The following is a 12,793-nucleotide window of genomic DNA, read 5'->3' on the forward strand; positions in this document are numbered from 1 at the left end:
TGTGTGCCGAGGACGTCAGAGCGAGCGTCAGCACAGCCGTGCTCACCGCTCACCCTCCCCGGCCTGGTGCCGCTTCTTGATGATGTGGTCGAGCTGGAATCGGTACAGCTCGACCTGCCCGGGCGTCAGAATCAGGACCGACTCGGACATCCCGCCGTCCTCGTGGTGGACCATGACCGGTAGGGCGGCCTGCTGCGCCCGGTGGTCATAGATGACATCCCGTTTCAGGGGACTGACGTGCGTGACCGGCACGGGCACGTGGCGCAAGGTGTCACCGCTGGACGGGGCCGACCATTCCCGACCGCCTCCCGGCGGACGCAGGTGGTAGGACGCCGAGCTTGCGCCCGGTACACGGACGACGACGCCGATTCGCCCGTTCTCCGCGAGGTCTGAGGCGAGGTCGCCGAGTCGGGGGCGAAACGGGGCGCCTGCGCTTAACTCAGCGCCCCGTGGCGCAGGTTGCTTCGAAGTCTGCTTGGTCATGCCCCGAAGCTAGGAGGAGGGCAGGGGCCGAATATGAACCGCAGGAATATCACCCTCATCCGTCGAGGTGAAAGCGGTCTGACATGCGGCGCAGCTTCTCGCGGGTGGTCGCTCGTTCGGCGTAGACGAGGCTACGCAGGGTTGACCGCGCAATGGGGTGGTTGCGGATGAGCTGGGGCGCGATGCGTTCGGCTGTCTCCAGTTCCTTCAACGCTTTGTCCCGGTTGCCATCCCAAAGCCACGCGCGGGCGATGTCCATGTGGTGGTGTCCCTGGCGGGAGTGGGGGAGTGCGGCGACAAGTTCCGGGCTGGTCTTCCGGTTTATGGCCAGGGCCCTCCGCTGCTCGCGCATCTCAAGCGCAACGTTGATGGCGTGAATCTGGACGTTGCCGGGCGAGAACGTGAGCGAATGCCGGTCGTACACCGGGGCACCGGAGTATTCGCCCAACCGATCGGCGGCGGCCCTGGCGTGCGCGATGCGGTCCTCGGCCTCTGCCCGTAGCCCTCCCCGCGCTGCCGAGACCGCGGCGCGCAGTTGCAGCGATCCCCATGCGCGGATGGCCAGCGGTTCGCCCTCGTCGTAACCCTGCTGCACGCTTTGCAGTGCCTTGTCCGAGAGAGCGACGGCGTCCGACCAATCGGCGGTTGCCCACATGTCCCATACGCGCATCCAGTCGGCCACGGCAGGCATGACGGAGTCGCCGGATAGCCGTGCCGACCAGGAGGCCCGTTCACAAGCCATCGCGACCAACTCGGGGTGACCGAGGGCGTGCGCGGCGGTGTGCGCGAACTTGCAGCAGACGGCGTAGATCGCGAACGCTTCCTCGCGCTCATGGCCGGTGGAGACCTCGGCGAGGGCCCGAGCTTCGCGGAACAGATCGGGAAGCACCTGCATGATCGCCACGTTCGCCGCTGCGTCGCGTAGGCGGTGCAGTCGAGTGGTCTCCTGCCAGAGCTGGCTAGCCGGTCGCGGGGTGCCGTCGAAGATGGGGGTGAGGTCGTACCGGCGCAGTTCCCGCAGGACGGATGACGCGGCGACCTGCCATTGATTCTCGTCGGGTGAGCTGTTGTACGGACGGCCGATCAGGTCATTCGGGTGCACATGCAGCTCGGCGGCGAGCAGGTTTAGCAGGCCGACCCGGTCAAGTTCGATGAGGCCGCGTTCCATCTTCGACACCCACCCCTGAGACTTCCCCAGAGCGGCGGCGAGGTCAGCCTGCGGCATCCCGAGACGAAGCCGTGCGCGACGTGCGCGGCGGCCGATCTCCTCGGCTTCTTCCAACATCAGTGCGCCCCCTTTGCGGTGTGGCGCCGGCGGGGTTCAAGCGGGCGGCGAGGCATCCGTGCTCCATCCGTCGGGCGTATACCTCAGAACGGTACCCATGGTGCGGGGCGGGTGTGGAGCGCTACAGAGCAGGAGAGCGCCAGGAATGACAAAGGCGCCCCGCTCCGGCGCGAGGCCGAGGCGGGGCGCTGTATTCATGGGGCGTCGTCGACGATGAGCCGGGTACGAGCGTCGACGCGGTCGACGGCGTCCCGCAGGCTCTACCCGCTGTTCGGGTGTAGGTTCGTGCTCGACCGCGACGAGCTGCTGCTCGATGGTGTCGAGACGCTGTTTAAGGCTCGGGCGGGCTGGCGTACCCTGCCGGTCGTCGGCCACCCCGCCCTACAAAGGGTTCGGCCGTGACTTGACCGTTTTGAGGATCTTCTCGGCTGCCTGCTCCGGGTCTTCGTGTTCCCACACGCGGATGACGGACCAACCCGCGTTACGTAGTGCCTCGTCGGTCTCCGCGTCGCGAGCTCGATTTCCGGCGATCTTCTCCTGCCAGAACGCCGCGCCCTTCTTGGCGGGCCGGTGGTGTTCCGGGCAGCCATGCCAGTAGCAACCATCGACGAAGACGGCGACGTGTGCCTTTGTGAACACCACGTCGGCGGTCCGGCGCAGGTTGGGGAGCGGTCTGGCTCCCACGCGGTATCGCAGTCCGCGTCTGTGGAGCGCGGATCGCAACAGCTTCTCAGGCTTCGTGTCCCGTCCCTTGTTGGCGGACATGACCGCTCGGGAAGCGGGGGAGGACGCCCACGAGTCGGGGGGAACGGACTCGGTGGTCACGTAACCGGCGGCGTGAGCCATCCTCCATGCCTGCGCCAGGTTCGCGGCGCGAGTCGTGGCGTCTACCTCGCCGACATACCGTTCTTGCGTCTCGCCTTCCCGAGACCATCGCAGATAGGCGCGGATGCGGCGGGTGCTGCGGTATAGGCGCAGCGCGATGGACGCGCGCGCGTAACGGCCGTCGCCGATGTCGACCGCGCGAGCGAGCCGGCTACCGGCGGCCCGGTCCTGCTCAGCCGCTCGGGCCTCTCGGCCTACTCCCGCTCTCGGCTTCCACGCCCGATCGGGAGGCATCCGATCCTTCCAGCACCTCTGTCGACCGCTCACGGCTTCGGTCACTTCCGCTTCTCCGGGTCCCCCAGAGCCCCAACCGACTTGAGAGCGTTGGCGACAGCTTCCGCGAAGGCCGCCCCGAGCTTGACGGGCACGGCGTTGCCCAACTGCCGCATCTTCTCGCCCCGCGGTCCGTCGAGAATCCAACGGTCAGGGAACGTCATGACTCGCGCGGTCTCACGCACGGTCATGTATCGGTATCCGTCCCCGCCCCCGAAGTTGACAAAGTTGACGTCGTCAAGCTGCATGACGGATTCCCCGCCCGGTACGCCATGCACCCCCGCCTTGACGGTCTTCGCGGGCCGGTCCAGCACGTTCGGGGTGTGCCCGGTGTACATGCGAGCTCCAGGCCACCCAACGTGGTCGGTGATACCGTCCACTTCGATCTTTTTCTCGACGGCTTCCTCCGTAACGTACGGAAGTGGCTTCCCCTCGTTCTCGTCGATTCCCGCGATGGCGTCTCGCAGCGTGCGCCACGGCTCCAGCTTCAGCTTCTCCTTGACCTTCTCGTTCTCGTAGTCGAGTTCGGGAAGGTTGGCGATGACGCGTTTGCGAACATCGGCGGGCACCTTGTGCCGCTTCCAGTATGGTCCACCCTCACGCATGGAGTGGATCATCGACTCAGCGGAGTGCGTCTTTGCGGGCATGAACTTTTCCCAGTCGACATCGAGGTCAGCGCGGAACGCGACGATGATCACTCGATTCCGAATCTGAGGTACGCCGTAGTCAGCCGCGTTGACCTCCATCTCCTTGACGACGTATCGCTCCGAAAGGTCAACCGATTCGTTGGCGATCAGCTTCTCAAGGAGTTCGTTGTGGTCTTCCCACGCGGCGTCCTCGTCGCGCTCCACGAAGGGGAGGCTCAGTTCATTCAGGATATAGTTGAAATATGGTTTGAAAGAGGGGCGAAGCAGGCCGCGAACGTTCTCGCAGATGACTGCCTTGGGCCTCATTTCCCGAATGGCACGGAACATCTCTGGGAACATGTTCCGCTTGTCCTCTGTCCCCTTGTGGACTCCCCCCAGACTGAAGGGTTGGCAGGGTGGTCCACCGGCGAGAACGTCGACCTCTTCGGTAACGTGCTCGCTGAAGTCGATTTTGCTCACGTCGCCGGAGACGAGTGGCCACCCCTTCTCGGGCTCCTTGGGGTTCGGCGGGTTGTCCTTCAGGGACTGGCAGGCCCGCGGGGCCAACTCGTTCACCAGGAGCGGACGGAAGCCCGCCGCGTGCACAGCCATCGCGAGCCCCCCGCCGCCGGCGAACAGCTCGACACACGTCCCTACCTCTTGGCGTTCTTCTCGCAGCTCGGGCATGAGAGAAGCATACCGCGGAGTTTGTGATCATGGTGACCCATCCCGCAACTTGCCTCGCGTGTCCCCCAGTTGCACCAGATAGGCTGCGCCGTGATCAGGAATTTCGTAGCGGGCGAGGTGCTCAGATGACCGACGGGTACAGCGATCAGTTCCGGCTCAGCATCACGGAGGCGCTGAGCAAGCAGCTATACGCCGCCCTGAAGCGCTTGGAGCCCGCGCCCCTCACGCAGGAAAACCTCGACGCCCTCGCCCCTCAGGCCGAGAAGCTTGGTCTCCCCAACATGTCAGGGGTGTATCAGCTATTCCGGCAGTTGCCCGGCGAGGAGCGCCAGCTCACCTATGTGGGAAAGGCTGACGAGCCACTCCCCGATCGTCTTGGAAACCACCTTTACAAGCTCTCCGGGCGAGAGGGTATTTCCATTGACGAGATGTCGTTCAAGTGCCTGTTTGTCGAAGAGGACCTCTCCTCCGTCTCTCCGGAAAAGATGCTGATCAAGGAGCACCTCAAAACCGGAAAGATCGTCTGGAACAATCGCGGCTTCGGTAACAACGACCCCGGGCGCAATCGCGATCGGACTGTGATCAAGAGCAACCACTTCGATCTTGAGTTCCCCATCGACCTTTCCCGAAGGGTGGAGGGGCTCACACCGGGGGTTCAGTCACTGCACCAGGTGCTAGGGGATATCAAGAGTGGCATACCGTTCAACTTCCGCTTCAAACACTCGGCCGCCTTTAAGGAGCTGCTTGTCACCGTTCCAGACGGGGAGATGACCGTAGACGAAGCGTTTCGCTTCGTCGCGCAGTACCTGCCCGAAAAATGGCAAATCTGTGCTCTGCTCGGCTGGGCGATCATGTACGACGACAGCCCCTCCACTTACCCCAGTGCCCGGCATTACTACCGGCTTGACGGGGTCTCCACTCAGAAGCCGAAGACTCGAAAGCCCAGCAAGAGTGAGACGGAAGACGCGGTCGAGGACGAGGACGCTGAGTTCGCCGAGTAACGTCGCTGAACTGGCAGCGTGCTCCGCCCACAGCGACAAGCTGTGGGCGGAGCACGCTGGACAGCGTCGAGTGCGCTCCTCTCGTTCTATCTGAGTTGGGCGAGTGCGGCGAGGACGAGACCGGCGAGGCCGACCAGGGCGCCGATGCTCGGCAGGGGCCATCGGCTCCGTTCGAGGGCGCCGAGGCGGGTCTCGTGGTCGACGAGTTGCCGGTCAGTCTGGTCGCTCCGCTGCACGAGCAAGGCGAGTGATCCATCGACCCGGGCGAACCCCTCGGCCATAGTGCCGCGTAGCTTCTCCAGCTCGATGGCGACGGACGGCTCGTGAGGGGCCGAATGGGTCACGCGCTACCGTCCCCGTTGTTGTCAGCCAGGCCGAGGCCGACGCGGTCGAGTAGGGCCTCGACGGCGGGCAGTGCCATCACGCGGGCGAGGCCACCGGCAACGGCGAGGGCGCCGGCGACCCATGGCAGGGACGTGGGGATGCCGGACGCGTTGACGATGGCGGGCAGGGCGACGGCGAACGCGACGACCCCCTGAATCAGGGTGTGGACGGTGCGCTTATTGGCGGAGGACACAGGTACCTCACTTCACGATATTGAGAGTCTGACCGGCGTAGATCCGGTTCGGATTGCTGATGCCGTTCGCCTTGGAGAGCTTGGCGACGGTCGTCCCGAACTTGGTCGCGATTCCTGACAGGGTGTCCCCGCTCTTGACCTTGTACGTGGTGGTCTTGCTGCCGCTCGACGACGTGCTGCCGCCGGTCGAGCCGCTGCTCGACTTGGTCGCCCAGGCGCGCAAGGCGGCCCGGTTGGCAAATTTGCCGACGTTGGTGTCGAGCGGCCGGTCGGCGTGCTGGTGGAAGGTCCATGCGGCCGAGATGCGCGGCTTGCCAGCGGTGACGTAGTCGGCGATCCACAGGGCGTCGCCGGCGTTGCTGGTGGTGTCCCGGCGGGTCCAGTAGTCGAGGTTGCAGTACAGGCCGACCCGGTGCGTCTTGCCTCGCAGTCGCTTGACCTCGGCAAGGAATCTGTCCTTGTCCGCGCAGCTCACCCCGGGGTCTTCCCAGTCGGCGAACAGGGGGTCGCCCTCGACGCTGGCGCACTTCTCGACGAAGTACGCGGCCTGCGCGGTCATGCTGCCCGGGCGAAGGAAGTGATAGGAGCCAACGACCAGGCCAGCCGCGCGAGCGTGCGCGACCTGATCGCGCATCTTCGGGTTGACGTACGAGGTGCCTTCGGTGGCCTTGACGAACACGAAGTCGAGGCCGGAGGTGCTGAACGTTGCGGATTGGTAGGACGAGACGTCAATGCCTTTGACGGTCACGGTGGGTGTCTCCAGACATGAAAAGAGCCCCTGCCTGCTGGCGAGGGGCGCACGGGTGAGAGCGGGTTAAGCGAGGGCGGCCCAGTACCGATTGGCGCCGTTTTCCATCGACGCGAGGGTGATGGATGCGGGCGCCGTGGCGGCGCCGGTCGAGTAGACGCCGAAGCGGCGGACGGCCGTGTATCCGAAGACGTTCGGCGGGGCGCCGGCGCCGGATTCGGCGGCGAGCAGCAGCGGGCCGTCGCCGGTCGTGGTGTTGTACTGCAACCGCCACGCGACGTAATAGACGCCGGCGGGGGCGGAGTAGGCGGCGGTGAGCGGCGAGGTGATCGTCGCGCCGCCGGCGGTGTGGACTTCGGCCGGTTCATAGGCAGCGGTCGACATGTCTCCGGTCGCCGCGACGCGGCTGCCGCTGCTGTTGTAGATCGCGGCCCATGATCCGGTGAGCAGACCGCCGGCGTAGCCGGTGGCGAACCACACGATGCGGGTCAGCGTCGCGGGTACGCGCAGGATGACGGCGGTGACCCGTATGGGGCCGCTGCCGGGGTACAGGCCGGTTGACTGGCCGAGGGCGGGGTCGAATGCCCATCCTGCGAGGCCATGGTCGGAGGGGAGCCACTCGCCGCCGCCGAGGGCGTCCACGTATGACTTGCGGGCGAGGTGGTTGTCGGCGGTCGGCGCGGCGGTGGACGACGGGACGCTCGAAAAGGTCTTCGTGCCGCTGATGGTTTGGGTACCGGCGAGCAGAACGGCGGCGGTGGTGAGCGGGTACCGGGCGTCGGCCGCAGCCTGCGTGAGCGCTCCGACGTCCGCAGCGGTGAGGTTGACGATGCCGGTGTACCCGTTGACGGACGCCACCGCGCCCCCGCCGGAGGACTCCGGGAGCTGCGCGGCGGGCACCTTGCCGGACGCGTCGAGCTGCGCCACGCCGCCGGCGGCGCCGACCGCGGTCGAGGGAATCGCCCCGACGTCGGCCGCGGCGAGCACGACGGCGGCCTGCGACTGGCCGTTGACGGACTGGACGACACCGGGTGCCCCGTCCCGGCCGGGGGCGCCCTGCTCGCCGCGGGGGCCGGCCTCGCCGGCCGGGCCGACCAGGGAGGCGAGCCACTGCTCGCGGGTGCCGGGGAATCCGGCCGCGACGGCGACGGCGTACGCGTCGGCGCCCGGTGCGCCCGGTGCGCCCGTGGCGCCGGTATCGCCCTGGACGCCGGCGGGGCCGATCAGGGAGGCGAGCCACTCGGCGACGGTGCCGACGAATCCCTGCTCGACCGCTACCTCGTACGCCGAGTCGCCCCTGACTGCCACGTAATTGGGCTTGCCGGGGTCGGTGGGGGCGATGTCGGCGAGGTCAGCGGCAGGGTGTTCGGCCGGTAGCAGGATGGCGTACGAGCGGTTCGAGGTGACGCCGGCGAGCTGCTCGGTGACGACGTAGGCCCACCCGTCGGGGTCCATGTCGGGGGCGTCGGTGGCGGGGAGGACGACGGAGATTGCGCCCGTGGCGTCGAGCTGGGCCACGACGGGCCCGCCGAGGATCACGTCGGCGTCGGGGAAGGTCAGAACGGCTGGCGCGCGGAAGGTCACGCTGCCGGTCAGGGGGGTGCCGTCCGGCAGGAGGTATCGGCCGGTGACTTTCACGGTGGGGATGGACTCGGGCAGCACGTGCCGCGTCTCCTTACTCGTCGATGGGGTGCAGACCAGGCTCAGCGGCCGGTGCCGGCGGTGCCGGTTCGGGCTCGGGGAAGGGGACCGGCGCGGGGAAGGGGGGAGGTTGCACGGGTGCCTCGACGCCCTGCCCGGGGCCGTCCTCCTCGGCTACCCGGGCAGCGAACATCGGGGCGACAGCGGCGGGAGGCGCGGGGATCTCCGACGCTGCGTAGGTGCGGCGGGTGTAGCCACCGAGGCAGTTGCAGAGCACGCCATCGGTACCGGACTTCTGCCGGGCCTGGATGCGCACGAACACGAGCTGCTCGAACTCGGCGCGGTCGAGGGGGAAGGTGTACCAGGCCGTTTTGTAGACAGGGTTCGGTGCCGACGATGCGGCCGAGACGGAATCGGTGTCGATGTCGGTCCAGCCTGATTCGCTGGCGAGGCGATACTGCACTTTCACCTCGCAGGTGCTGCCCGGGGCGGCGCCGAATTCGAGCTGCACCGTGGCGACGGGGTTGTGCGCCTGGATCGAGGCGAACCAGCAGTTTTGAAATGAGCTGCTGGTGATGGACTGGCCGCCGGCGGGGAGCGGCTGAAACGACATGGGCAGGGCAGGTGATCCGATGCCGCGGCCCGAGGTGGTGTCATCGCCGATCACGATGTGCCCGGTGCGGTCCCAGATGCTCACGGCCTGCGTGCCGGCGCCGCCTGTCTGAGCGGACGGGCTCGCTCGGATGGTGAACGCCGTTGTTCCGTCCTCGCGCTGCATGATGACGCCCTGCTGTGGGGTGCCGTCGGGGTGGTTCCAGAACGAACCGAACTGGCCGACACCGAACAGGCCGGTTCCGTCGGGGGCGAGGACTTCCAGTGATCCGCCCTCGGCGATGGTCACGCGGCCGTTGGTGATCCTGTTGAGGGCGGGCCGCATCTGTGCGCGGCCGGAGAGTTCGCGCACCTGTCTTTCGAGGGCGCGTATGCGGTCGAGGATGTCCTGCGGGATTGCTGCCACTTACGCGGCCTCCAGATACAGGCGGGCCGACTCGGGTCGGCCGCGTTCGGGTGGGGTGATGGCGAGGCCGACGACGCGGTACCGGGCGTCGAGCGGTACGGGGTGCCACAGGTCCCGGATGCGGACGCGTACGGTCGAGCCGAGCATCGCGGGGGAGATGGGCGCGCGGGTCATGTCGAGGGTGATCTCGGGGACAACCGTCCCGGACCGGGCGGCGGCGAGGTCCGCGGCGGCGTGCGCGTCGAGCGTGGCCTGCTGCTCGACGGTCGAGTAATCGCTGCTGCCGTCCAGCCGCGGCCATCCGTCGGCGATGTCCTGTTCCGCGAGCTGAAGCGCGGACATGAGGGGGACGCTGTCGGCGGTCTGGTTGGTGTTGTTCGTCGCGCCCCTGCTCTGCCACGCGTTCGCCCGGACCGTGGCGTCAACGGGCCACGAGTACGAAGTGATCGGGCCCGGATAGTCGAGGACGACGTCGGCGTGCCCGGTACGGATCGTGGGCGTGCCGAGCTGCAACTGCTTCACGCGGCGGCCGTCGGCGTCCCGGTACGAGGCGATGCGCCACTCGAAACCGTCCTCGACTGCGCCGAGCTGGTCGATAAGGTCCCGGATCACTGGCAGGTCGTAGCGGCTGAACTTCCGCTCGCGCAGGACGCCGGATACGGCGGTGTCGTACTCGATGCTCAAGTCGCCGCCGGGGGTGTTCTGCACGTAGTCGAGCAGGCCGCGGACGATGTCGTACTGATCGGTCGGCGCGGTGGTTTCGAGAGAGTCGTACAGCAGCCGGTGCGAGAGGTAGGTGTCCCAGGTGCCGGCCTGTATCTGTACGCCGAGGTTTCCGCGGCCTGTTGCGGCAAGGGTGGCGGTCCACAGGACGCCGCCCCACCACAGCTCGCGCCCTCGCTCGATCCATACGGCGGTGCGGCCCGGGACGATGGCAGCCCGGGCCCGCGCGGCTGTTGCAGCGTTCGGGATCGGCACCGTGCCGGACATGGCGCCGGCCTTGCCTATGTAGTCGTCGAGGGCGAGCTGCTGCACGGGCAGCGCGTCGAGGACTTGATCGGATCGCAGGTCGGATAGCAAGAGGCGATAGGGAGGGGACGACAACGAGCACCCCCGTCCTCAACTGATGTGGCGATCAAGGGACAAGGAGAGTTACCGTAAAGGCGAGTTGGCAGGACAGCGGCAACGAGGACCGTTGAGAAGCTGCCAGCGCATCCAACTGCCCGAGGAGTTGCCTCGGGGACCGACGGCGCGGTTTGAGCGTTCCTCCGGGGGCGCGTCGCGGTAAAGATGAGTCCTGACGCTAGGTCTCAGCAGACCATCGCGAGGTGGTCGAGCTGAGGCTGCCCCGCCGATGGTCGACCACCCTTACTGAAAGGGTTCGGCCAGTGCGTTTCTCCGCCTCCGCCACTCGGGCGCTGCTAGTTATCCTGGCATTCGTCTCATCAGTGCTCGTCGGTGTTGTGGCGGGCATTCTCTCCTACGCAAACGGCGCTCTTGTTCCGGGTGCTGTGCTGTACGGCGGTGGAGCGCTCGTTGCCTGGATGACGCTGAGTCTCATGGTCATGGGCGCTCTTGGTTGGCTCGATGGCGGTGATTCTGGAACCTCGTCTACGTCACGCCAGAACGTAGGTAGCTGAGGTGCGCAGGTTGCGGTCGTTCCTCAACGCGCCCTCGCCCGACCAGGTGCGCAGAGAGAGCACGCCGGCCGTCGTCAGGCGCGCGGTGCCCTCGCCGAAACCATCCGATACGGACAGTTCGCAGTCGGCTGGCGGGCGCCACCCGGCCGGGATGGTTCCGAGGGTCTCGTCGTTGATGTTGCCGGCGGCTCCGACGTCGAGCTGTGCACCCTTACGCACCACTTCGAGGGCGAACCATGCGACACCGCCCGTGCGGCGCGCGGTGTAGCCGTTGAGGGTGTAGCCGCTGGCCACGCTGAAACCGGTTGTTGCGGTCTCGACATTGAGCGGTGGCCGGTAGGTCTCCCACTGAGCGGCGCTGGCGTTCCAGCGTTCGAGGACGCCGTCGACGTCGCGGTACTGGCCGTCGTAGGCGCCGGCGAAGTCAGTTCCCCACCCGCGCGGGATGATTCCGCCGTACGAGGAGGTGTACCGGCGGCGGTCGGCGAGGGCCGATGCCCAGTTGATCCCGCCAGTGCCGGCGGACGCACCGGCCGGGACGGTGATGGACCACAGCCGAAGCGACGACGCGGGCAGGGTGGGTTCGCTCGGGGACGGTTCCGGGGCGCCCTTGATCAGTTCAACAGCTACGGCGGTCTGCCCGGACGCGTCGAACAGGCCGTCGTACACCCGCAGCACGAGCGAGTCGACGCGCGGGTTTTGGGCATCTCCGTCGGCAACGGTGAGCGTCTCCGGGGCGGTCACGGCGACGGGGTACGCGCCCTGTGCGGTGGTGCCTTGCACCAGGGCGCGGCCGATGCCGAGCTGCACCTGCATGGGGCCGGCGCTGGTTGCCGTAAGCGGGGCGCCGCCGGCTATCACTCCGTCGCGGGTGGTCAGCTCGCCCTCGGGCGCGAATGTGCCGAGTGGGGCGAGTCGGGTGTCGGTGCGGGTCTGCCCGGCCGGCGGTCCGGTGAGCAGCCATGCGGCGCGCACGGTCACGGTGGCGCCACCTCCTTACCAGTAGGCCGAGCGCCACCGGACGGCGACGGATGCGGCGGGGTCGGATGATCCCGGGGCGGCCCGGAATGCCATGTCGGCCGTGCCGGGGGCGAGAGTGAACGTGGTCTCGGGCACGCTGCGGGCGCTCGCTGTGTAGAGCCGTGACGCGGTGCTGTTGAGCGTCGCGGTTCCCTCGCCGGTGTCGACGACAAGGACGTCGCCGACGGCGAGGTCGAGGTCGTATTCGAGGGCGTCGCCGGTCTCCAGGTTCGTGAGGCTCGGCATGGACACGGGGCCGCGGAACTCGATGATGGGATGCGCCGGCGCGTTGCCGACGTTGCGGGCGGTCAGGGTGCCCGTGCTGCCCGGCGTGCCGAATGCGAGGCCACCGTCGATGTTGGCGGCGGTGGCCCAGTCGAGGCCGGCGTCGAGCAGGTCCTCGCCGGTGTTCCAGTCGAGGCCGGGCTCGTCGGCCGGGAGGCCGGCCCGCGCGGTGTGTTCGAGCAGCTCGTATCGGCGCGGGTCGGATGCGGTGAGCTGCACTGCGGCGCCGGTGATGGTGCCCACCCGGTACCCGCGGCCGACGGGTACGGCCCTGGCCGTGACTCGGACCCATGCTAGAAGCGGGCCGCGGTCGTCGAGCTGCACCACGAGGGGGATCTCGTCGTCGGTGACGGCGGTTGCGTCGCCGAGCTGCTGCACGACGCCCCCGATTTCGCCGGGACGGGCGCGTATCACGATGTCGTCGACGGTGACGACGCGAGACTGTGCCAGCAGTCGGCCGAGGATGTCGCCGTGCGCGGCCGGTCGCGGGGTGCTGCCGGAGTCGAAGGCCGGGAGGTCTTCCCACCCGGTGAGGGAACGCCACCGGTAGGGGGTGCCGCGGCCGAGCAGCAGCTCGCCGAGCTGGACGTGCCCGGGCGTGGTGACCTTGTCGCCGATTGCCAC

At 67.7% G+C, this 12,793-nt stretch carries 13 protein-coding genes; 1 reads left to right on the forward strand and 12 read right to left on the reverse strand.

Going from position 1 to position 12,793, the window contains the following annotated elements; genetic code table 11:
• Positions 1 to 42 precede the first annotated feature (42 nt).
• From LIV37_RS26995 to LIV37_RS27010, 4 genes are all read right to left on the reverse strand, one after another.
• The gene (locus LIV37_RS26995) at positions 43 to 483 is read right to left on the reverse strand and encodes a hypothetical protein (RefSeq protein WP_185057998.1); all 441 of its coding nucleotides are present in this window, start codon (positions 481 to 483) and stop codon (positions 43 to 45) included.
• Positions 484 to 538: 55 nt separating this feature from the next.
• Positions 539 to 1,768 carry a helix-turn-helix domain-containing protein gene (locus LIV37_RS27000; RefSeq protein WP_020870260.1) on the reverse strand — a complete coding sequence of 410 codons (1,230 nt, stop codon included), beginning with the start codon at positions 1,766 to 1,768 and terminating at the stop codon, positions 539 to 541.
• Positions 1,769 to 2,149: 381 nt separating this feature from the next.
• Complete coding sequence (locus LIV37_RS27005; protein WP_020870262.1) at positions 2,150 to 2,614, reverse strand: very short patch repair endonuclease; 465 nt, start codon at positions 2,612 to 2,614, stop codon at positions 2,150 to 2,152.
• 314 nt (positions 2,615 to 2,928) lie between these two features.
• Complete coding sequence (locus tag LIV37_RS27010; protein ID WP_020870263.1) at positions 2,929 to 4,239, reverse strand: DNA cytosine methyltransferase; 1,311 nt, start codon at positions 4,237 to 4,239, stop codon at positions 2,929 to 2,931.
• A gap of 125 nt (positions 4,240 to 4,364) precedes the next feature.
• Between LIV37_RS27010 and LIV37_RS27015 the strand changes: the two genes are divergently transcribed.
• Positions 4,365 to 5,240: a GIY-YIG nuclease family protein gene (locus LIV37_RS27015; protein WP_020870264.1), complete on the forward strand. Its 876-nt coding sequence runs from the start codon at positions 4,365 to 4,367 to the stop codon at positions 5,238 to 5,240.
• 86 nt (positions 5,241 to 5,326) lie between these two features.
• Here the strand turns inward: LIV37_RS27015 and LIV37_RS27020 are convergent, their stop codons facing one another.
• The 8 genes from LIV37_RS27020 to LIV37_RS27060 all read right to left on the reverse strand — a co-directional run bounded on the left by LIV37_RS27020 (position 5,327) and on the right by LIV37_RS27060 (position 12,793).
• Positions 5,327 to 5,584 (reverse strand): hypothetical protein, encoded by a 258-nt coding sequence (locus LIV37_RS27020; protein ID WP_020870265.1) that lies wholly within the window; start codon positions 5,582 to 5,584, stop codon positions 5,327 to 5,329.
• Positions 5,581 to 5,817: a hypothetical protein gene (locus LIV37_RS27025; protein ID WP_020870266.1), complete on the reverse strand. Its 237-nt coding sequence runs from the start codon at positions 5,815 to 5,817 to the stop codon at positions 5,581 to 5,583. Before LIV37_RS27025 ends, LIV37_RS27020 begins: the two co-directional genes overlap by 4 nt.
• Before the next feature lie 7 nt (positions 5,818 to 5,824).
• Entirely contained in the window at positions 5,825 to 6,565 is a 741-nt protein-coding gene (locus LIV37_RS27035) for a GH25 family lysozyme (RefSeq protein WP_020870267.1), read from the reverse strand.
• Between the two features lie 66 nt (positions 6,566 to 6,631).
• The gene (locus tag LIV37_RS27040) at positions 6,632 to 8,227 is read right to left on the reverse strand and encodes a collagen-like triple helix repeat-containing protein (RefSeq protein ID WP_020870268.1); all 1,596 of its coding nucleotides are present in this window, start codon (positions 8,225 to 8,227) and stop codon (positions 6,632 to 6,634) included.
• Between the two features lie 13 nt (positions 8,228 to 8,240).
• Positions 8,241 to 9,224, reverse strand: a complete 984-nt coding sequence (locus LIV37_RS27045; protein WP_020870269.1) for a hypothetical protein — start codon at positions 9,222 to 9,224, stop codon at positions 8,241 to 8,243.
• Positions 9,225 to 10,304 carry a hypothetical protein gene (locus LIV37_RS27050; protein ID WP_243146159.1) on the reverse strand — a complete coding sequence of 360 codons (1,080 nt, stop codon included), beginning with the start codon at positions 10,302 to 10,304 and terminating at the stop codon, positions 9,225 to 9,227.
• A 536-nt stretch (positions 10,305 to 10,840) separates the two neighbouring features.
• Complete coding sequence (locus LIV37_RS27055; protein WP_020870271.1) at positions 10,841 to 11,845, reverse strand: hypothetical protein; 1,005 nt, start codon at positions 11,843 to 11,845, stop codon at positions 10,841 to 10,843.
• 15 nt (positions 11,846 to 11,860) lie between these two features.
• Entirely contained in the window at positions 11,861 to 12,793 is a 933-nt protein-coding gene (locus tag LIV37_RS27060) for a phage distal tail protein (protein ID WP_020870272.1), read from the reverse strand.

The sequence above is a fragment of the Streptomyces rapamycinicus NRRL 5491 genome (assembly GCF_024298965.1).
Taxonomy (GTDB): domain Bacteria; phylum Actinomycetota; class Actinomycetes; order Streptomycetales; family Streptomycetaceae; genus Streptomyces; species Streptomyces rapamycinicus.

What these genes read in the sequence shown, in the direction of transcription:
- LIV37_RS26995 (WP_185057998.1), bottom strand. Translation starts at nt 483, where the DNA reads ATGACCAAGCAGACTTCGAAGCAACCTGCGCCACGGGGCGCTGAGTTA.
- LIV37_RS27000 (WP_020870260.1), bottom strand. Translation starts at nt 1,768, where the DNA reads ATGTTGGAAGAAGCCGAGGAGATCGGCCGCCGCGCACGTCGCGCACGG.
- LIV37_RS27005 (WP_020870262.1), bottom strand. Translation starts at nt 2,614, where the DNA reads ATGGCTCACGCCGCCGGTTACGTGACCACCGAGTCCGTTCCCCCCGAC.
- LIV37_RS27010 (WP_020870263.1), bottom strand. Translation starts at nt 4,239, where the DNA reads ATGCCCGAGCTGCGAGAAGAACGCCAAGAGGTAGGGACGTGTGTCGAG.
- LIV37_RS27015 (WP_020870264.1), top strand. Translation starts at nt 4,365, where the DNA reads ATGACCGACGGGTACAGCGATCAGTTCCGGCTCAGCATCACGGAGGCG.